The sequence below is a fragment of the Acidobacteriota bacterium genome (assembly GCA_018001935.1).
Taxonomy (GTDB): domain Bacteria; phylum Acidobacteriota; class JAAYUB01; order JAAYUB01; family JAAYUB01; genus JAGNHB01.
This window is the reverse complement of sequence record JAGNHB010000017.1, coordinates 1-20,476: the sequence shown is the minus strand read 5'-3', so window position 1 is coordinate 20,476 and position 20,476 is coordinate 1. Positions and strand designations below refer to the sequence as shown.

General features: G+C 68.3%; 9 protein-coding genes. 4 read left to right on the top strand and 5 right to left on the bottom strand.

All coding sequences use genetic code 11. The features are described from left to right. Positions 1 to 40 precede the first annotated feature (40 nt). From KA419_08810 to KA419_08800, 3 genes are read left to right on the top strand one after another with little or no spacing between them, the layout of a single operon-like run. On the top strand, positions 41 to 460 hold the full coding sequence (locus KA419_08810; GenBank protein MBP7866040.1) for a 4Fe-4S binding protein: 420 nt from the start codon (positions 41 to 43) through the stop codon (positions 458 to 460). Continuing rightward, positions 457 to 2,241 (top strand): aldehyde:ferredoxin oxidoreductase, encoded by a 1,785-nt coding sequence (locus KA419_08805; protein ID MBP7866039.1) that lies wholly within the window; start codon positions 457 to 459, stop codon positions 2,239 to 2,241. The genes KA419_08810 and KA419_08805 overlap by 4 nt, the downstream gene beginning before the upstream one ends. Continuing rightward, on the top strand, positions 2,241 to 4,493 hold the full coding sequence (locus KA419_08800) for a sensor histidine kinase (protein ID MBP7866038.1): 2,253 nt from the start codon (positions 2,241 to 2,243) through the stop codon (positions 4,491 to 4,493). Before KA419_08805 ends, KA419_08800 begins: the two co-directional genes overlap by 1 nt. A 110-nt stretch (positions 4,494 to 4,603) precedes the next feature. Here the strand turns inward: KA419_08800 and KA419_08795 are convergent, their stop codons facing one another. Continuing rightward, positions 4,604 to 7,537 (bottom strand): AMP-binding protein, encoded by a 2,934-nt coding sequence (locus KA419_08795; GenBank protein ID MBP7866037.1) that lies wholly within the window; start codon positions 7,535 to 7,537, stop codon positions 4,604 to 4,606. 448 nt (positions 7,538 to 7,985) lie between these two features. On the opposite strand from KA419_08795, the gene KA419_08790 reads away from it, so the two are divergent. Then, complete coding sequence (locus KA419_08790) at positions 7,986 to 11,018, top strand: diguanylate cyclase (GenBank protein ID MBP7866036.1); 3,033 nt, start codon at positions 7,986 to 7,988, stop codon at positions 11,016 to 11,018. Between the two features lie 950 nt (positions 11,019 to 11,968). On the opposite strand, the gene KA419_08785 is transcribed toward KA419_08790, so the two are convergent. From KA419_08785 to KA419_08770, 4 genes are all read right to left on the bottom strand, one after another. Continuing rightward, the gene (locus KA419_08785) at positions 11,969 to 13,498 is read right to left on the bottom strand and encodes a hypothetical protein (protein ID MBP7866035.1); all 1,530 of its coding nucleotides are present in this window, start codon (positions 13,496 to 13,498) and stop codon (positions 11,969 to 11,971) included. A 21-nt stretch (positions 13,499 to 13,519) separates the two neighbouring features. Further along, positions 13,520 to 16,693: a DNA/RNA helicase, superfamily II, SNF2 family protein gene (locus tag KA419_08780; GenBank protein MBP7866034.1), complete on the bottom strand. Its 3,174-nt coding sequence runs from the start codon at positions 16,691 to 16,693 to the stop codon at positions 13,520 to 13,522. A 496-nt stretch (positions 16,694 to 17,189) separates the two neighbouring features. Then, positions 17,190 to 19,532: a restriction endonuclease-like protein gene (locus tag KA419_08775; protein MBP7866033.1), complete on the bottom strand. Its 2,343-nt coding sequence runs from the start codon at positions 19,530 to 19,532 to the stop codon at positions 17,190 to 17,192. 13 nt (positions 19,533 to 19,545) lie between these two features. Next, positions 19,546 to 20,439, bottom strand: coding sequence for a hypothetical protein (locus KA419_08770; GenBank protein MBP7866032.1), 894 nt, complete (start codon positions 20,437 to 20,439; stop codon positions 19,546 to 19,548). Between the last annotated feature and the right edge of the window lie 37 nt (positions 20,440 to 20,476).

Genomic DNA, 20,476 nt, shown 5'->3' with positions numbered 1-20,476 from the left:
CGCCGGTTGAAACCGGCGCCGCCACGAACAGGGAGGCCTGATGAAACTGAAGGTCGTCGATTCCCAGCGCTGCGTCGGCTGCCAGCTCTGCATGTTCGCCTGCTCGCGGCGGGGCGGGGACGCCGGGCTGAGCAACTCCTGCATCGGCGTCATGTCGGCGGGGGGCATGTCCAAGGGCTTCAAGGTGATCGTCTGCCGCTGCTGCGCGGACGCCCCCTGCGTCCGGGCCTGCCCGGTGGGGGCGCTTTCGCAGAAGCCGACCGGCGGGGTCCGGCTGCAGGCGGACCGCTGCATCGGCTGCGGGTCCTGCCGCCAGGCCTGCATCATCGGGGCCGTCTTCTGGAACGGCGAGACGGGCAAACCGCTGATCTGCATCCAGTGCGGGCTCTGCGCGAAGTATTGCCCCCACGGCGTCCTGGAACTGGAGAAGACCGAACCCGCCCCGGAGGTGCGTCCATGAGTGCCGCCCATCCCACCCGCGTCCTCTACATCGACGTCGGCCGCAAGAGCCACAAGGTGGTGGACCGTCCGGACCTCTTCGCGTCCTGGTTCGGCGGCGCCGGCGCCGCCATCCGGCTCCTCCGCGAGGAGTGCCCCGAGGGGGTGGACCCCTACGCCCCCGAGGCGCCCGTGATCTTCTCCGTGGGCCCCCTCACGGGGCTGTTCCCCCTGGCCTCGAAGAGCGTGGCCATGTTCAAGTCGCCCCTGACGGGCAACCTGGGGGAGAGCCACGCGGGCGGCCGCAGCGCCCTCGCGATCCGGATGGCCGGTTACGGGGCCATCGTCATCAAGGGCGCGTCCCCCCTGCCGATCTACCTGGCCATCCACGGCGGCAAGGTCGGTTTCCGGGACGCCACCACCCTCTGGGGCATGCGGAGCCTCTTCACCGCCGGCAGCATCATCCGGGAGAAGGAGCCGGGCGCGGGCTCGCGTTCCATCATGCGCATCGGGCGGGGCGGGGAGAACCGGGTGGCCTTCGGGTCGGTGACCTCCGAAACCTACCGGCACTTCGGGCGGATGGGCCTGGGGGCCGTCCTGGGCAGCAAGAAGATCAAGGCCGTGGTGATCGCGGGGGAGTGCTCCATCCCCGTCGCCGACCGCCCGGCGTACCGCCGGGTCTACGACCGGATCTACGACGCCGCCGTGGAGTCCCCGGTCATGAAGAAGTACCACAACCTGGGCACGGCGGGGAACGTGATGACCATGCAGGCCATCGGCGCCATGCCCACCCGGAACCTGCTCTCCGGGACCTTCGAACACGCCGGGCGGATCTCGGGGGAGGCGCTGGCGGAGAACTACCTGGGCCGGCGGCTGGCCTGCGCCCACTGTCCCGTGGGGTGCATCCACATCGCCGCGGTCCGGGAACCTTACGCCAACGAGGCCTACTTCTACAAGACCACCATGGTGGGGTACGACTGGGAGCTGATCTACGCCCTGGGCTCGGACCTGGGGATCGGCGACCCCCAGGGGATGCTCCTCCTCTTCGACGCCGTGGAGAAGGCCGGGATCGACTCCATCTCCACCGGCGTCTGCCTGGCCTGGGCCACCGAGGCGCTGGAGAAGGGGCTCGTCACCCCGGCACAGACCCTGTTGCCGCTGGCCTGGGGGGACTGGAAGACCTTTGTCGAGGCGGTGGACCTCATCGTGGGGCAGCCCAACGACTTCTACCGGGCGCTGGCCCGGGGCGTCGCCCACGCCGCGTCCGTCTACGGCGGGAAGGACTTCGCCATGGCGTTCGGCGGGCTCGAGATGCCCGGGTACCCCACCGGCCCCGGGTCCTGGCTCGGCCTGATGATCGGGGGGCGGCACAGCCACCTCTGCAACGCCGGCTACAGCCTCGACGACGCCATTCTGCGGAAGGGCCAGCCCATGACCGCGGAGCAGATCGTCGACAGCCTCCTGAAGGAGGAAGCCTGGCGGCAGGTCCTTACCAGCCTCTGCATCTGCCTGTTCGCCCGGGGCGTCTACCCGGCGGACGTGGTCCGGGAAGCCCTGGCCGTGGCGGGCTATTCCCTGACGGACGAGGAGATCCTCGCGCGGGGCCGCGCCATCCTGGGGTGCAAGCACGCCTTCAAGCGGCGGGAGGGTTTCCGGCTGGAGGAACAGGTCCTCCCGGGACGGGCCCTGGAGCTCGAGAACCCCTCCATGCCCTTCGACCGGGCCTTCATCGAGGCCGGCCTGGCCCACGCCCGCCGGCAGGTGGACGCCCTGGTGTCGGGCGCGGGGGAGGGGGCCGGTTGATGGCCTGCCCCTCCCGCGGCAGCTTCGCCCGTGACCCGGTCGGGACGGGGCCCCCTCCCGCGGGCCGGCGCCGTGCGCCGTGGCGGGGCCTCCTGCTGGCCGGGGTGGTGCTGTTGCTGGGGCCCTTCGCCCGGGGGCAGGCCCCGGTGCTCGTCCTGACGGACGCGGTGCGGGAACTGGCCCTCGGCCCCTGGATGGAGGTCCTGGAGGACCCGGAGGGCCGGCTGGCCATCGGGGACGTCTCCAGCGACCCGACCCGCAAGGCGTTCCGCCCCTGCGGCCCCCGCTTCCCCGCCTTCGGTTTCTCGCAGTCCGTGTTCTGGGTCCGCTTCGCCATGCACAACCCCACGGAGAAGGACAAGCTCCGCCTCCTGGAGATCGCCTACCCCCTGCTGGACCACGTCGAGGTCTACGTGTCCCGGGCGGGCCCGGGGTGGGACGTCCGGGTCATGGGCGACCGCCACCCCTTCGCCGACCGGGACATCGCCAACCGCAACTTCGTGACCAGCATCTTCATCCCGCCGGGCCAGACCCGGCACGTCTTCCTCCGCTTCCGGACCGACTCCTCCAGCTGGTTCCCCCTGTTCCTGTGGTACCCGTCCGACTTCATCCGGGGCGTCATCGGGGAGTCGGTGGTGCTGGGGCTCTGCTACGGGGTCATGGCGGCCTTCGCCCTCTACAGCCTCTTCGTGTTCTTCTCCATGCGGGAGCGCAACTACCTGTTCCTCACCCTCTACATCCTCTGCTACACCATCCTGCAGATGGTCCTCAACGGCCAGGCCTTCCAGTATTTCTGGCCGAAGCTCCCCGGGTGGAACCTCTACGCCCTGCCGGTCATGGCCGGCCTCACCGTCTTTTCCATGTTTTTCTTCACCCGGGAGTTCCTCGGGATCCACCGCGGGATGACCACGCTCAACGCCCTCTTCCGCGTGATGATGCTCTACGCCGTCCTCATCCCGCTGGCCGGGATCGTCTGGGGCTACCCCGCGGGGGTTCGGCTCGCGGGGATCGGCACCCTCGTCTCGCCGACCCTGGCCTTCGCCATCGGGATCGTCTGCCGCATCCGCGGGCACCGCTACGCCCGGTACTACCTGGTCGCCTTCTGCACCTTCTTCATCTTCGCCACCATCTACGGCCTCTCCAAGTTCGGCATCCTCCCTTCCACCTCCTTCACCGAGGGGGGGCTCTACGTCGGCGCGGTGCTGAAGGTCTTCTTCCTCTTCTTCGCCATCCCCGACAAGATCAACGCGCTGCAGGCGGAGAAGGAGACCGCGCGGGCCCGGCTGATCGAGGCCCTGCGCCACAACGAGGAGATCCAGGAGCGCTTCAACGCCGAACTCCGGGTCGTCAACCGCTCCCTGGAGATGAAGGTGGAGGAGCGGACCCTGGACCTGGCGGCGAAGAACGCGGAACTGACCCGCCAGCAGGCCGAGCTTCAGCTCGCCTACGACCAGCTCAGCCGGGTGGACCGGATGAAGACCGACTTCCTGTCGTCGGTGTCCCACGAGCTGCGCACCCCGCTCACCTCCATCCTCGGCTTCGCCAAGATCATCGACCGGGACTACCGGAAAGTGGCGAAGGCGCTCCGGCTCAGCGGCTCGGACCCGGGGATCGAGAAGTCCCACCTGCGCATCATCGAGGACCTCCGCATCATCATCCTGGAGGTGGAACGGCTCTCCCGCATGATCAACAACGTCCTGGACCTGGCCAAGATCGACTCGGGGAAGATGGAGTGGCAGGACCAGGTCTACCCCGCCGCGGACCTCCTCCTGGGCGTGAAGTCCATCGGCGACGGGTTCTTCTACAACCGCCCGGACCTCTTCTTCAAGGCCGAGACCGCCGGCGTTTCGGGCTTCCTCCGCATCGACCGGGACCGGTTCATCCAGGTGATCACCAATCTCTTCTCCAACAGCGCCAAGTTCACCCGGAAAGGGGTGGTCGAACTGCGGGCCCGCCGGGACGGGGAGGACGCCCTCGTCATCGCGGTGAGCGACACGGGGGCGGGGATCCCCCCGGAGTCCCTGGAGACGATCTTCGAGAAGTTCCGCCAGGTGGGCGACACCCTGACGGGGACGCCCTCCACCGGGACCGGCCTGGGGCTGACCATCTGCAAGGAGATCGTGGACCACTACGGGGGGGAAATCTGGGTGGAGAGCACCGTGGGCAAGGGCAGCACCTTCCACGTCCGCCTTCCCCTTTGCCCGTCCCCGGAACCATCGGCCGGGACGCCCGGAGACGCTGGGACCGTGTGATTCGCCTCTGCCGTCGCGTGCCGGATTTCGGGGCGATGCCCGGAGCGGTCCGTCAACGCGTGCGGGCGTGGGAACAAGGGCCGAAAACACGGGGCGGAACGAAACAGGGATCAGCGGCCGCCGTCCCGTGCCCGAAGGAACAGCAGCCGCTCCAGGTTGCTCCAGCTCTGGAAGGGGTACACCCTTGGCCAGCGCTCGGTCACGAGCGCGGCATAGCCCCGCGTCAGGGACAGGGCCTGGTCGTGGGGGGATCCCCCCCCGGCTGCCAGGGGCGGGCAGATCTCGAAGACCACCCGGCCGTTGCCCTCCAGGACGCCGAAGACCGGGACGACGGAAGCCCCGGTCTCCGCCGCCAGTTCGCCCGCCCCCGGCCGGAACGTGCGGGGGGCGCCGAAAAAGGGGACGGTGACGCCCTGCCGGCCCTTGCCGCCGTCCCCGTAGATCACCACGGCGCCCCCGTCCCGCAAGGCCGTGTGGGCGAGGTAGACCTGCATCGAGCGGTTCTGTGCCTGGGTCGACTTCTCTTCGTCCTCGCCGCGGATGAGCACGAAGCGGCGGCCCTCCGCCGCGAGGCAGCGCCGGAAGAGCCCGCTGAGCGGGCTGTGAAGCAGGAGCAGGATCGTGCCCACGCTCCCGCCTCCTGGCCACAGACCGGCCAGGTCACCCTGCAGCCGCAGCCAGGGCGATGCCGCCGGCGGCGCGGCCAGGACCCGGTTCCGCCAGTGGATCCAGGTGTTGGTGAGCAGGCTTTGACGGACGGCCCGGGAGGGGCTCTCTTCGCCGACCAGTTCGCTCCATCGCCGGACGGCGGCGATACCGGGGCGAAAGAGGAGCCGCCGCATCCCGGGTACGCCCAGCCACACCCGCTGGAGAAAGAAACCCGGCCCGTACGGCAGGTTCCGGCCGCCGCAGACCGGCCCCCGGGTCCACCACCTGGCCTTCCGGGCAGGATGCGGCGGGCGACCCAGCGGCGGGCCGCCGTCCTCCCCCGGTACCGGCCCGGTCGACGGCCCCTCGCCCGGCCCGGGCGGCCGGGTGACCCGGCGGACCAGGTGGGCGACGGTGGGATTTTCGAGGAAGGCCGCCGCGACCCGGACCCCGAGCCCATCCTCCACCGCCAGGATGAACCGGGCGGCCCGGAGGGAATCCCCGCCCGAGTGGAAGAAGTTGTCCCCCGGTTGAAGGGCGGGTTCGCGCAGCACGTTGGCCGCCAGGGCGGTCAGGGCGGTTTCCAGCCGGGGAGGGTCAGCCAGGAGCGCCGCCAGGGAAGCCGCTTCGCGCGGTCCCGGCTCTTCTTCTTCCCGCGCCGCCGTTTCCCGCCATGCGGCCCAGGTTTCCAGGCGATTCGCCTCGAACGCCTCGCGGCAGGCGAAACGCTGGAGTTTCCCGCTGGTGGTCTTCGGAAGGCTCTTCGGCGCCACGAGGGCGACGGCGTGCGCCGCCAGCCCGAGACGTTCGCCCAGCCGCCGCCGGATCGCCCGGATCACCCCCGGCCCGTCGAGGCCCTCCCGGCACTCGGCGCGCACCTCGTGCAGGACGACCAGCCGCTCCTCCTCGTCCACGGTGACCGGGAACGCCGCGCCGCCCCCGGGGCGCAGGCAGGGGGAGCACTCGCCGGCCGCGGCCTCGATGTCCTGCGGGTAGTGGTTCTGCCCGCGGATGATGACCAGGTCCCTGATCCGGCCGGCGACGAACAGGTTGCCGTCGTGAAGGAAGCCCAGGTCGCCGGTCCGCAGGAAGGGGCCCTCCCCGCTGTCGGCCAGGACGGCGCCGAACACGCGGGCCGTGGTTCGCGGGTGGTTCCAGTAGCCCCGGGCGACGCCGGGGCCGGCCACCCAGATTTCGCCGACCCGGTCGGGGGCGGCTCGCCGGCCGGATTCGGGGTCGGCGACGGCGATCGTCAGCCCCGGGCAGGGCGCTCCGCAGCCCACCAGCGGCCGGCTGTCCGGGGCCCCCGCGGCGACCGGCACGACCCGGCCGTCGTCCAGGCCCCGGGCGTCGAAGCTTTGGATCAGCGGCGGGTCGGAGAGGATTTTGGACGTGACCAGGATGGTGGCCTCCGCCAGGCCGTAATTCGGGGTGAAGGCGTCGGCGTGGAAACCGCAGGGGGCGAAGGCGCGGCTGAACCGCTCCAGCGTGGCGGCGTGGACGGGCTCCGAGCCGTTCATGGCGCACCGCAGGGACCGCAGGTCCAGCTCCCGGCACCGTTCGGGCGCGGCCCGGCGGGCGCACAGGTCGTAGGCGAAGTTCGGGCCGACCGTGCTGCAGGCGCCGTAGCGGGAGACCAGGCGCAACCACCCCAGGGGGTCGCGGATGAAGGCCGCCGGGGAGATGAGAACCAGCCGCGCGCCGCTGTAAAGCGCGGCGAGCGTCATCAGGATCAGGCCGCCGTCATGGAAGAGGGGCATCCAGTTGACGAGGGTGGAACCCGGGTCGTAATCCAGGATCTGCCGTATGACCCGCAGGTCGTAGGACAGGTTGTCGTGGTCGACCCGGACCCCCCGGGGCGTCCCGGTCGAACCGGAGGTGTACTGCAACAGGGCCGGGGCGCCGCCGCCCAGGGTCGGCGGCTGCCAGTCGTCCTCGGTTCCGGGCGGCGGCGCGGTGTCGAGAGACAGCCAGGTGACCGGCGGGACGGCCGGGTCCTTCAGGCAGGGGGCCAGGTGCCGCCGTGCCGTTTCCGTGGCCGCCACGAGGCTGACCGTGGCGTCCTGGAGAATGGCGCGCAGCCGGGGGCCGGCCGCGTCGCGGGAGGCCTCCAGCGCGGTCGGCACGGCGACGACCCCGGCGTAAAGGCAACCCAGGAAGGCCGTCAGGAAGCCCTCTTCCGACTCGAGCGGCAACAGCGCGCGATCGCCGGGACTGACCCGGGCCTGCAGGGCGGCGGCGGCGGCGCGTGCTCGGCGGTCCAGTTCGGCGTAGGTCAGGGTCGTTTCCGGGGCCCCGTCGGCGCCGGGGAAGACCACCGCCGCCCTTTCGGGCTGCATCCGGGCGTGATGCCGCAGGACGTCGACCAGGGTGGCGGGCCCGGCGGTCTCCCTCATGAACGTCGCCCCCCGCCGCACCCCGTCCTGACGGCCTTCAGCCGGCCGGTCCCCCGGTCGGCGTCGTCGGAGACGAGAAAACACACTTCCCGCATGTTTGTCCTCCTCGAGGGTCGGCCGCCGTGGCGACGCCTTCCAGAGCGGTGCCGAGAGTGTCGAGGCCGGGACGGGCAAGCCTGACACGGTCGCAAAAAGTACCCTCACCCTCCGGGTGATGGCTCAAACAAAGGCTTTACAGACACTTTTTCGTCCGTTTTCCGACTTTTTGCGAACCCCTCGATCTTACCATACCGGCGGGGGAATGGGGTCACAATTCAGTCTCCCCCCGCGGGTTGCCGGGGATTCCGGCCAAACCTCTTTCAACCTGCTTTCGGGGTTTTCACGGGACCCCCGATATCTGTTAGAATATCCGCCGATCGTCCGGATCACAGGGTGAGGCCCAGGACCCATGACGCGATTGACCATCCTCCGCCGCCTTCTCCCGGTTGCCCTCTTCGCCTTTGTCCCTGGGTGGGACGGCGGGGCCGCGGCGCTCCGCCCGCTCGACCTGTCCCGGCTGGGCCTGCCGGCGTTCCGGACCTTCACCGCCTCGGACGGCGCGCCGGACACCACGGTCGTCTCCGTGGCCACCGATGCCGTGGGCTTTGTCTGGCTGGGTTCGCCCCAGGGCCTCTACCGCTACGACGGCCACCGCTGGGAGCCCGTCCGGGTGCCCGGCCTCCAGGGGGTGGTGGAAAACCTCCTGCTCGACCACGAGGGGAACCTCTGGGCCCCGTCCACCAGTTCCGCTCTGGGACGGCTCGATGCCGCCGGCTGGCACATCGAGGGGCCGGAAAGCGGGCTCCCGGCCGGACGGATTTTCCGGGTGGTCGAAGTCCCGGTCCGCGTCGGGGAAACGGAAACCTGGGCGCTGACCCTGGACGCCGGCCTTTTCCAGCGCGTGGCGGGGCGGTGGCGAGCCGACCCCGGCAACCGGCAGCTTCCGCCCGGGTGCCTCAACGGCCTGGCCCGAACCTGGGAAATCGGGGGTCGGGAACGCCTGTGGGTCTCCACCAACAACGAAGGGCTCTGGTATCGCGAGAGCGGCGGCGCCTGGCAGCGCTTCAGCGCCCCGGGGTTCACCCCGGCGCAGGTGGCCCAGGTGCAGGACCTCCTGACGGTCCGTCGCCGCGGGGTGGAGGAACTCTGGATCGCGACCTACGGGGCCGGCCTGTTCCGGCTCACCGACGAGGGCATCCGCAACCTGGCGGACACCGAGGCCGGGATGGAGACCCGGATCGTCTACTCCCTGGCGGCCGGCGCCGCTCCCGGCGGGGAGCCCACCCTCTGGGCGGCGACGCGCGGCGGCCTGGTGCGCGTCAACGGGGAGCAGGTTCAGGCCTTCGGCCGCAGTCACGGGCTTCCCTCGAATGCGGTGCGCAACGTGCACCTCTGGAGGAGCCCCGAGGGCATCGAGGTCCTCTGGCTGGCCACCGAGGGGGGGCTGGCGCGGACCGTCCTCGGCGGCAGCCCCTGGCGGACCGTGTCGCTCCTCGGTTCCCGGTCCAACGGCGTCTTCGGGGTCCTGGCGGAGCCGGACGGGCACGGCGGCGAGCGCCTCTGGGTGGCGTCCTCGGGTGACGGCCTCGGCCTTTACCAGGACGGGCAGTGGAGGACCTTCAACAGCTCGAACAGCACCCTGCCGGGTTCCAACTCCCGCCTGCTGGTCCGGGCGCCCGACGAAAAGGGGCAGCCGACGCTCTTCACGGCCGTCGTCCCCGGGGAACTGGTGCGGGTGCGGGAGGGGCCCGTCTTCGAAACCGTTCCGACGCCCTGGCCCAAGGAAGCCGGCCAGCACGTGATGGACGTCCTTTCCCGGTTTTTCGACGGGGCCCGGGAACTCTGGGTGGCGACCCGCAAGAGCGGGATGTACCGGTTTCGCGAAGGCCGCTGGGCCGCCTTTCCGTCGTCCGCTTCCGAACGCCTGCAGGTGACGCGGATCGTGGCGTCGAAAGACGCCGACGACCGGTCGTGGCTGTGGGCCACCACCAGCCAGGGCCTGGCCCGGTTCGACGGGACCGACTGGACCTTCCTGGGCCGGGGGGACGGGTTGCCCGACATCCACCTGCTGGGGCTCACGCTCATCCCGGACCGGGAGGGGAAACCCATACTCTGGGCCGGCAGCCTGAACAGCGGGATCATCCGCGTCGACATCACCGACCCGCTCCGGCCGCGGGTGCTGCCGGGGGACGAATTGCCCCGCCCGCCGGTCCCCACCGCCTACCAGGCGATCCGGGACCCGCGGGGGCGGGTTTTCGTGTCGACCGACGCGGGGGTGCAGCTGCTGACCCCGAAGGCGTCCGGCGGGTGGGACGAACGGGTGTTCGTCCGCCGCGACGGCCTCCTTCACGAGGAGTGCAACACCAACGCCCAGTTCGTCGACACGCTCGGCCGGTACTGGTGCGGCACCATGGGCGGCCTGTCGGTCTACGACCCGACCGGGGCGGTCCCCGAGCAGCACCCCAAACCGCTGCGGCTGATGCGGGTGCAGGCCGACGGCGGGGAGGTGGCGGGGGCGCCGGTGTGCATTCCCTCCTCGACCCGGGAGCTGTCGTTCAAGGTGGCCCTCCTGTCCTGGCAGCGGGAAAACGAGAACCGTTTCAGTTGGCAGCTCCTGGGCTACGACCCCCACCCGGGCCCCTGGGTCGAGACGAACGAGCGGGTCTTCGGGGCGCTTCCGCCCGGGCGCTACCTCCTGCAGGTGAAGGGGCGCGACGCGGCCGGCCTCGAGACCGCCCCCCTCGAGATCCCCATCGAGGTCCTCCCCGCCTGGTGGCAGCACGTCGGGTTCCGGGCGGGCGTCATGGTGCTCCTGGTCCTGTCGGGGGCGTTCCTCTACCGGTTCCGCACCCGGCATCTCTCCCGCCAGAAGGCGGCGCTCGAGAAGGTGGTGGCGTTGCGCACCGCGGAACTGGCGGCGGCGAACGCCCGGCTCGACCAGCTCTCCCAGCAGGACCCGCTGACCGGGATCGCGAACCGCCGGCGCTTCGACCAGGCGCTGGACGAGGAGTGGCGCCGCGCCCTGCGGGGGCGGGAGGCGCTGGGCCTGCTGATCCTGGACATCGACCACTTCAAGCAGTACAACGACGCGCTGGGGCACCAGGCCGGCGACGAGTGTCTCCGGCTCGTGGCGGGGGCGATCGCCGACTCCCACACCCGGGCCGGCGAGATCACCGCCCGGTACGGCGGGGAGGAGTTCGCCGTGATCGTCCCGGGGGCAAACCGCGAGAGCGTGCTGATCTCCGCCGCACTCGTCCGCCGCCACGTCGAGGCGCTGGGGCTGCCCCACCCGGCCTCCCCGGTGTCACCCCGGGTCACCGTCAGCATCGGCGCGGCCTGGGTGAAGCCGGACGAACGGGCCGCCCCGGCGGACCTCGTCGCCGCCGCGGACGCGGCCCTCTACCGCGCCAAGCGCGACGGGCGCAATTGCATCCGCGAGTAGCCCGCGCATTCGAAAGCGCGGGGGGGGCAACCCCGGGAGCGAGGGCGGCGGGGTGGCCGTCCATTCGGCCGCGAACAGCGAGCCGTACGCCGGGCGAGCCGAGCCCGGCGGTAACCCCCCCCGACGCCCCCTCGGCCGGGCGCGCGCCTCGGCTCGGCGCGCGTACGCCGGGCGAGCCGTACGCCGTCACCCCACCGCAATCCCGTCACCCCCTCGCGCCCTCACCCCGTCAGGGGTGAAACATTTGTAGTAAAACGGTTTATAAAACACCCCCTCCCGCGCGCCGCCGGGGGGAGATCGTGCCGCGGGGCGCCATCCCGGGCCGGCGGCGCGCGGGGGGAACTCTTGATAACCGCTTATTCTACAAACATTTCACCCCTGACGGGGTGAAGAGCCAACGGCCGCGATCCGGGCGGGGCGCGGGCGGGACGACGTCGGGATCCGGGCGGGACGCTGGCGGGAAAAGGGGCGCTTCGCTCGGGACCCGGGGCAAGGCCGGTGCGGGCAAGGGGTTCGTCCTCCGCTTCGAACGCCCCGGGTAACCCGGGCCGATGACGAACAAACCGCACGGGGAGAACCCCGTCAGGGCTTCATTCTGTGTAACCACAACGCGAACAACCCGCACCCAGGCAATCCCTATCCCGAAGGGATAAAAGAGATTAGCCGGCGGGTGTTCCCCCGGCAGGGGGTACTCCCGCCGGTTGCGGGCCATTTGAAAATCCTTGCGCCCCGGAGGCGGCGCCGGAAAACCGCAGGCCCGGTCGACCCTGGCGGGGAACGCCTCGCCCCGCCAGGGGCGAAATTTTTGCAGCAAAAGCAGTTATTTCTCAACGCTGATGTCCTCGCAAAAAGTCGGAAAACGGACGGAAAAGTGTCTGTAAAGCCTTTGTTTGAGCCATCACCCGGAGGGTGATGGTACTTTTTACGAACGCATCAACGCTGGCCAATCCCTACTGCCAGTCGTGGGTGTCGACGTGGTCCAGCCCCCGGGCCGCGCCGGAATCTTCCTCCTGCGGCTCGAAGAGGCTCGGCATCCAGGCCCGGAAACGGTCCTCCTCCGGGATGGACAAGCCGTAGGCGATGTCGAAGCGACGGTAACTGCTGGCCGGCAGCCCGAGAAACTCCAGGTCTCCCGGGACCTCGATGACCTGGCGGCTGAGCCCCGGCAGCCCGCACTGCTTCAGCCGAAGCCGCCAGGCTTCGTCCACGGCCTCCGCATAGAACGTAGACGCCGCCCCGCCGCCGCCGGAAAAAACCCAGATCTTCTCCCCCGGGTCTTTCTGGAAGGGGTTGTCGCCCCGGCCGGCCCGGAAGGCGACGGGGTCCTTCTTGAGGGAGGTCGCCAGCACGGTCCCCACCTGGCGGTGAATCAGCCGTCGCTCCGGCTCGAGCAGCGTAAAAATGCCCTCGTCAGCGACCGGGCCAGGACTCGCCGGGCCCGTGGACCGCATGGCGGGCTCCTTCCCTTTCATCCAGCTGAAACGCGGTGCCGGGGGGTTAACCGCACGCTTCCCGGGTCCGGGCTCCGAGCGCGACAGGTAGTGCAGGAGGCTTCCCGGCTCCCGGTCCAGCCGCCGCGCGGCGGCCTCGGACAGGGCATCCAGGCCCAGCGGCTCCACCTTGCCGCAGTAGAAATTCACCTGGGGCTCGCCGTCCTTGTCCCACCGTTTGAAGGCCACGGCGTCCAGGGTTCCCCCGCCGATGTCCAGGTAGAAGTAGACCCCCCGCTGGGACTGCCGGGACGCGAGGAAGGCGTGGACCGCCGCGGCGATCTCCGGCACCGTGTCCGCGACGGTCTCCCGGGATTCCCGCCCCTCGCCGGAAGCCATGAGCTTGAGCGCGCGCTCGAGCGTCCAGGGGCCGTCGATCGGTCCGCCGTCCAGCCACCGGCAGGCGGTGTTCAGGACCCCCTGGAAGGTCCTCCGCGCCGGGGAGTCGAACTGTTCCACCGGCACGCCCAGGCTGAAGGACAGACGAAGCGGCCGGGTGCTGCCCGCTCCGAGAAAATGGTGGCGGGCCCAACCCCGGAAGCGGTCCAGAACCCGGTAGATGAAGTAGGTGCTGAGGGCGCGGATCCGGTCCTCGTCGGCCGTTTTCAGGCCGCTGACGCCGGCCCAGCTCATGGCCCGATGGGGGACACGTCCGCCGGCCAGGAGCATTTTCAGGAAGCGGACCCGCTGCAGCGAAGGCTCGGGGTTCTTCCGCCACTCGGTTTCCGTCAGGCCCCCGACCAGCCGACCGTCCGGGGCGATGCCGACCACGGACGGGATCAGGGCGTCCTCCAGGCCCGTCCCCAGGACGCCCAACCGGACCACGAAGGACTCGTCCCGCCCGAGGTGGCGGCAGCAGAGCTTGGTAAAGCACGTCCCGAAATCCAGCCCGACGTGAAGATCGAGGGGACGGGTCAGGCCCGCATCCCGGGCGGTCCGGACGGCACCGGCCCCGCCAGGGCCCTTCCCGCCAGTGTTCTGCACCATCATGGCGTACCTCCTCCACAGCGGTCAACCGGAGACTTCGATCACCCCGATCCCCAGGAATCCGTCGTCGGATTTCGTAACCCGATGATCGGCGATCTGTTTAAGCTTGACGTCAAGATCATGGACGACGGGCCGGAGGCGCCCCTCCGTCAGGCGCACCATCCGGTCGGAGCCCTCCGCCCGGAATCGGTCGAGAAGCCCCAGGAGGTAGTTTTGCTTGCGCTCGTAGTACGCCCGGGCACTCTGCTCCTGGACCCGGCACCGGTTCTCGTTCTCGGCCTGGAAGCTCAGCCGGGCGTCCAGGTAGTCCTGAACCAGGCGTTCCTCGCAGCTTGACGCCAGGTCCGCCAAGCCGTCGAGATCGATCGTCACGGCGTCGGGGTTCAGGATGGAGCGCCCGTGGGTGACGGCCCGGAAAACCAGCCGTTCGGACGCGTCCGGGGAGAGGAATGTTCCGCTTTCCAGGTGGCGGGCGAGGAACACCAGGCGCTTCTCGGTGCGGATCCCCTCGAACCGCCAGGAATGGATGCAGTAGGCGTAAAGGCCGGCTTCCTCCCGGGCTTCACGGGTGTCCAGCCGGGCGGAGGCCACCGGGAGAAGCTGCTCCGGGTTCTCGGCGTAGTGGTGGCGGATCCAGAGGATCAGCGGGTGAATGGCGGTGATCCGCTCCATAGTGTGGGACCGGGTCGGCGGGTCCTTCAGGCTGAAGAGACACGAGACGGGGGTCGTGGCGCGGTGGAGGCGGGTCTGCACCGTGGGGCGCCGGCTCTGAAGGTAGACGTGGAGATCCACCCGGGCCTCGTGCGAGAGCGTGATGTCCCACTGCCACGGGTGGTCGGCGGACGGCGTCATGACGCACGCCGGGTGGTGGCGCCGGAAGAAGTCGTCCACCAGGAACCGGAGTTCGGCGGGCTGCAGCCACCGACCCGTTTCCCGGTCGTCGGCCACCGTCCGGAGGAGGTAATCCGAGAAGGCCATCATGTTGATGGCGTGCTCTTCCAGTTCGTTCCGTTCGACCCGGTTCCGCTCGAGCGCCAGGATGGTCGCCTCGGCCCGGTGCTCCCGTTCGGCGTCCGACAGCTCGGGGTCGAACAGGCTGGTCAGGAGGTCCTGGGTGACCTGCCCCAGGATCTCCTCCAGGTCCCCGATCGACTCCCGGAAGATGTGGATCCGTTCGTAGAGGCGCTTGAGAATCCGCTCTTCGACGGAGTCCCCGAGGACAAAGCTGACGATGGAGATCCGCTCCGCCGCCTGCCCGAGGCGGTCGAGCCGGCCGATCCGCTGCTCCACCCGCATGGGGTTCCAGGGGAGGTCGTAGTTGACGAGGGTCCGGCAGAACTGGAGGTCGATCCCCTCGCTGCCCACTTCCGAGGACAACAGGACGGACGGCCCGTCGGGCCGGGCGAAGGTCCGCAGGACCTCGTACTTTTCGTCCCCCATCCCGCCCATGAGGAGGATCGAGGAGATCCCGTCCCGGCGCAGGCGACGTTCGAGGTATGCGAGGGTGCCGCGGAAGAAGGCGAACAGGACGACCTTCTCTCCCGGGTGCTCCGCGAACAGGGGGCGAAGGAACGTGACGAGCGCCTGGTACTTGGTGTCGTTCCGCTCCAGCTCGGCCACGTCGAACTCCCCCGACGCGAGCGTCCCTTCCAGCCAGGCGTCCAGCGCGTCCGCCGACTCCGGCCCCGGGTCGTCCTCCTCCCGGTCTTCCGGGGCCAGGCCGAAATCCTCCCAGAACAGCTCGGCCAGGAACCCCGAGTCGTTCCATCCCTGCAACGCCGCCGCCATGCAGCTGGCCATCTGCCGCTGACGGGCCACGAGGTGGAAAAGGGAGGGCCCGCTCCGCCCGGAGGAGGCTTCCCGGATCCGCTGGGTGACGGCCTCGTAGACCGTCCGTTCCGCCCTTGAAAAGCCCACCTCCAGAACCTGCGCGGAGCGGAGGACCCGGTTGGCCAGGACGTCCCGTTTCCGGGTTCGCGTCATGTACTGGCCGGCGAGGGACAGGTTTTCCAGGAGCCGGCCGGTCCGGACTCTTCCCGCGTGGTCCGACGGGTCCAGGGCGAGAATTTCCTCGCGGACCCGCTGCAGCCGCGGGTCGGCGCGGAAGAAGCGGTTTTTCCCCGCGGCCGCGAGGTTCTCCAGCGCCAGGCCGACGGCGGGCGGCTGGGACCACAGGTGCCGCAGCGCGTTGACCACGGGCTTGTTGGCTTCCAGGATCTCCTTGAAGGAGTCGAGGTTGATCAGGGTGTCCGGGTCGACCAGGCGGAGGAGGTGGAAGAGGTTCTCGTCGTGGAGCTGGACGGGGGTGGCGGTCAGCAGCAGAAGGTTGGCGGACGCGTCCCGCAGCAGTGTCCCCAGTCGGTGGCTGGCGGTGGAGGGGTTCCGGAGGTAGTGGGCCTCGTCGATGACGGTGAGGTCCAGCAGGGGGTTTTCCGGCCCGTGGGCGTGCAGCAGCCGGCCGAGCTCGGCCCGGTCGCCCCTCAGGGCCTCGTTCTCGAAACCCTTCGGCGGGCGGATCCCCTCCAGGCTGGTGATGAGGGTGAAGGCGGTGTCCAGGCCCCGGTCGTCCCCCCGCAGCTTCCGCAGGAGGGCCGGCGCGTCGACGATGTCCGCCTCGATGCCGAAGCGGACCCGAAGGTCCCCCTGCCACTTCTCCCGGAGCATGGAGGGACAGACCACCAGCAGCCGCCGCGCCCCGTCCCGGACCTGCAGCTCCAGCCAGATGTAGACGGCCTCTATGGTCTTGCCGAGGCCGACCTCGTCGGCGATGAGGAGCCGCCCGTGGGGCGATTCGATGAACTTCAGGACCGGCCGGAACTGGTGGGCGTAAAACTCGGTGTTTCCCCCGGCCATGCTGTAGAAGATGTTGGTGAGGTCCCCCTGGACCTTGGAGTTCACCAGGAGCCGGTACAGGTCCGACGGCAGCCCGAACCGGCCCGCCCGAGCCAGGTCGAAGGGCGTCGCCTCCCCGCCGCAGCGCTCCAGCAGCTCGAACGCCTTCCAGCGCTTCCCCTCACGGCTGAAGAGGACTTCCACCAGCACCCGGTTCCTGCCGTCCCGGACCTGCCCCGTGGTGATCCCGCACAACCCGGGGTTGTCGATCAGCCGGACCTCCACCCCCGCCTGCCCGGGGACCCAGTCCCCCGGGAACCCCTCGCCGGGGCCCCCACCGTCGCCGTGAGAATCAGGTCCGTCCAAGGGCCCTCCCATCTTCATCCGTCCTTTCCCCGGAGAAACTCTCCGCCAGGGCGCCGACCGCGAGGCCGCCATTCCGTTTAACCGGTCCCGACCCCGGCGGGGGATCGGCAAGATGAACCCTGCCCGGGACATGCCCGGGTTCCCGCATCTAAGCCATGGGAAAACAACCAACACTTCCCATTTACACCTGTCAAGGTGAAATTGTCAATTGTCTTTCTGGCTTTACCCCCCTGACCTTCTCGCTGCCGTTTTCGACCGGTTTCATCCGCGGAAAGGATGGCGCAAACTTAAGATTGCGAAGGAATAACCGGAGAAACAAGCCAGCCGGCCATGGAGTTCACCTTCCGGCAGATTGGCGGGCTACCCCTCAATTGTGCGAAAGATTCTTTACCTTATCCGCGTCCGCAAAAGTCACGAAAAGGAGATCTCTCGCGAATAACGCTAAAAAAACGCTGATTATGAAATTCATAAATTCCCTAAGCAAGTGCGGAATCCCTCACTCCGCAGGGCAACTGATGCGCGGGTATCGATCCGGAAGGTTATCCCACCGACAGGCAGCGAGGATTTCAGCGGCGCCGGTCAGTCGGAATCGGAAGTGCCGGGTTCCGCCCGTGCTCACCAGTTCCTTGAGGCGCCTGGAATTGCCCAGCCGCAGAAGCCAATAGTCGTTCCGATTGCTGGTTTCAACCTTGCCGGCCTGCTCGACGGTCAGCTCACACCGCTTCACCCGGCGGACCGAAAGGACGTCGTACAAATACTCGATGCATCGGTCGTGGATGTCAGGGCGATGGACAGCGACAGCGCAGAATCGGAGTTCGCGCATGACGGTTCGAGCGATTTTCTTGTCAGTGGTGCTGACCGGGATGTGGTACCAGCTGGCCGTGCCTGTCAGAAAGCGGTCGACATATGCGCCGTCCCTGCCCGCGGTCCCGCCCAGCGAGGCGGCCAGAACCAGGTCGCCGTAGCGGGCCAATCTCAGCCCCGTGGGCGCGATGCGCACCGACTCGTGCAGCAGGTGCTCGTCGAATTCCGGAATATGCTCCGTGAGATAGCCATCGGAAAGGTCGCTGAATTTTTCCTTCAGAAACGCCCTGAGCCAGCGATTCTCCCTCCCCGGCAACATCGGGAAGCCGCCGATGCCTACCGCTTCGATCCCCGCCTCGTACGGATTCGGCCTTAGAATTTCATCGTAGAACCCGGGGTACAGGACGAAGGCGCCGACCACCGGACGGCTTTTTTCGGCCACCCCGTCATCCGCCGGTTCGAGATGGATCAGCGCGTCACGGTATCGGTGCATCTGGTTGAGGGCGTCTTCGGGGATGCGGTCTTCGCCGGTTTCGTCTGGAGAAAGACGGTACTTGGCGTCGAAAACCCAACGGATTCTGCGGCCGCCGGGAAACGACGCCTCCAGCAGAATGTCCGGTTTCTGTGGCGTAGTCCAGGAAAAGATACCCCGGGTGTCCGTCTGATTCCAAAATCCGAACAGCGGTTCATGGGCTAGCCGGACCTCCAGACCGTCGCGGCGGGTGAAGCAGAAAGCGGTCCCCATGCCGTCCTCGAGTTTTTTTTCCAGGCCGGAGGTCTTCAGCGACCCCCGTCTGGCCATAGATTCAACAAACCCGAGGGAGAGCAGCATTCGTCGAATTTCCAGCAGGCACCAGACCTCGTAAAGTTCGGCGGCGGACTTCAGGCAGACAGACGCCCGCTGTCCGAACAGGTCGAGGTAGAGCTTGAGTTCCTGCCATATGCGGTACACCCTGGCGTAGCCGGCTCGGTAATGCAGCACCAACGACTCGTGTGCCAGCCCCGCAAAATCACCGGTCTCCCGGAACAGTGGTTCGGACAGCCGTTGTTTCAAGGGTTTCAACCATGACTGGAGTTCTCGGAAAAACGCATCGCTGAGCCGCCCTTGGTCCGGGGCCCTGTCACTTTGCCGCGCTTTTCTGACCAAGCCGGACAGTTCACGCGTGCACCGGGTCAGGACCATCTTCACAAAGCGGTTTTCCGGGGTGTCTACCGAGAGCCGACGGGTTTCCACCCGATATCGGCGGTGCAGATCTCCGTTCATGCGGTCCCGGGTCACCCGCTCCTCCTGCTTCGACGGCAGCTTTCCCCGCAATCGGTCCGGGCACAGGAAACGCCCTTCCGGCAGAAGCCGGGCGTGAGGTGATCGGCAGATCAGCCGAACGGCATCCTCCAGTTCCTGGCGGAGCACCCGGAACATAGCCAGCCAGAGCAAGGGGAACCGCTCGTACGGCCAGCGCGACGAGGCGAGTTCCAGCTCCGTCTTCCTGGCGAAAGAAAGCCGCCAAAGCGGGTATTCGGCGTCCACATCCTTGCAGATCATGCCGAAATCGCCGTCCAAGTCCATCTTGATCGGCAAAACTTCAAAGGAGAGGTGCTGTCTGGTGCGCGCCCCGCCTAAGCTGAATTCGAGGCCCAGTCGGAACCACCCGATGTCGTTGCCGAAATGGATGCCCCCTCGCAGGTTTTTTCCAGCCTGGTGGAACCCGTCCTCAATGTCCTTCCTCCAGTGGACGACCCGGGGCTGCAGATCGACCATGTCCCCAGAAAACTGGAAATCGAACTCGTACAATCTGTTCTCAAAAAAGACCGGTTTGGGGAGAACCAATTCGTCCGCCTGTTCACGCAGTGCCGATACAGGCAGAGGATGGGTGTCCAGAATCTCCAAGGGGGGGGACAGGCGAATCCTGCTCGGAGAAAGTTCTTTCCCCCGGGTTTTCAGCATGGCGGCCAAGCGGCTGCAGGGGGATTCCGCGTCTTTCGTCCAGACGGTCAAGTGCCAAACGGCTGTTTTGACGGAGAGAACGTCAGGCATGGCCCGCCGCCCGCTACGGCCAGAAGGTCGTGAAACTGTTCGCTTCCAGGCGTTTCTGCATCCATTCCAGCTTCCGGATGGAGCGGCAGGACGTCTGAAGAGGCTCACCGCCGGCCGCCGGTTCAATCAGCAGATCGGGACGACGGTCGGCCTCGGCGATCAAGGACAGCTCCCGCTTCAGGCAGTCGGCCAACTGTGTCAGAAGGCTGGCTTTGTCCTGGAAACCGAGCCTCTCCGCGTCGCCTTCGATGCGCGGCAGCACTTTCATCATCATGAAATCGTCCCAGACCGCCTGCAGGCTGACCTCGTTGGGAGGAGAAAAACAAACCGCCGCCAGCAGAGCTTCGTTCACGGCACGGTAGGCCAATTCGAAAGGGGTACCGCTGAGGATGCCGTTAACCGATTCGAGGAAGCGAATCGTTTTTTCGCCGTCGGGATCGGCCTGAACCGTCTTGAGGCTCTCCAGATCGGCCTGCGAGAGGGTCGGAAAGCCGAGGATCCTCGACCGGGTTTTCGGCGCGAAAAACTCGACCAGCCGGTTGCGGTAGAATTCGCTAAAGTCGATGGTCAGGGCCCGGTCGATCACCTTGCGGGAAAACCCGTGGGTGGTCTCGTCCATGTTGACGGTCCCCGCCGCGATGAAGTTGGGCGGCAGGGGGATGCCGTCCGTTGAGAAATTTGCCCGCAAGCCGGCGGAGCGGTCATCTTCGCCGTTAAGCTCCAGGTCCTTCCAGAGCTGGGCTTTGCCGCCGTCGTCCAACTGGCCGATGACGGCCGCCTTGAGGAGGGGGGCGCACGCGTATTTCCCGTCCCTCCATGTTGATTCCCGCCCTGTAATCCCGAAAGTGTCCAGGGGTATTTTACCAGAGATCGGCAAGGGAAGGATCACTGGCGTTTGAGTGATCATGGGGGTCGTGCCTCATCGAGTCCGGTCGTTGATCGTC

Coding starts and splice junctions, on each gene's coding strand:
- KA419_08810 (MBP7866040.1), top strand. CDS start 41: ATGAAACTGAAGGTCGTCGATTCCCAGCGCTGCGTCGGCTGCCAGCTC.
- KA419_08805 (MBP7866039.1), top strand. CDS start 457: ATGAGTGCCGCCCATCCCACCCGCGTCCTCTACATCGACGTCGGCCGC.
- KA419_08800 (MBP7866038.1), top strand. CDS start 2,241: ATGGCCTGCCCCTCCCGCGGCAGCTTCGCCCGTGACCCGGTCGGGACG.
- KA419_08795 (MBP7866037.1), bottom strand. CDS start 7,537: ATGAGGGAGACCGCCGGGCCCGCCACCCTGGTCGACGTCCTGCGGCAT.
- KA419_08790 (MBP7866036.1), top strand. CDS start 7,986: ATGACGCGATTGACCATCCTCCGCCGCCTTCTCCCGGTTGCCCTCTTC.
- KA419_08785 (MBP7866035.1), bottom strand. CDS start 13,498: ATGATGGTGCAGAACACTGGCGGGAAGGGCCCTGGCGGGGCCGGTGCC.
- KA419_08775 (MBP7866033.1), bottom strand. CDS start 19,532: ATGCCTGACGTTCTCTCCGTCAAAACAGCCGTTTGGCACTTGACCGTC.
- KA419_08770 (MBP7866032.1), bottom strand. CDS start 20,439: ATGATCACTCAAACGCCAGTGATCCTTCCCTTGCCGATCTCTGGTAAA.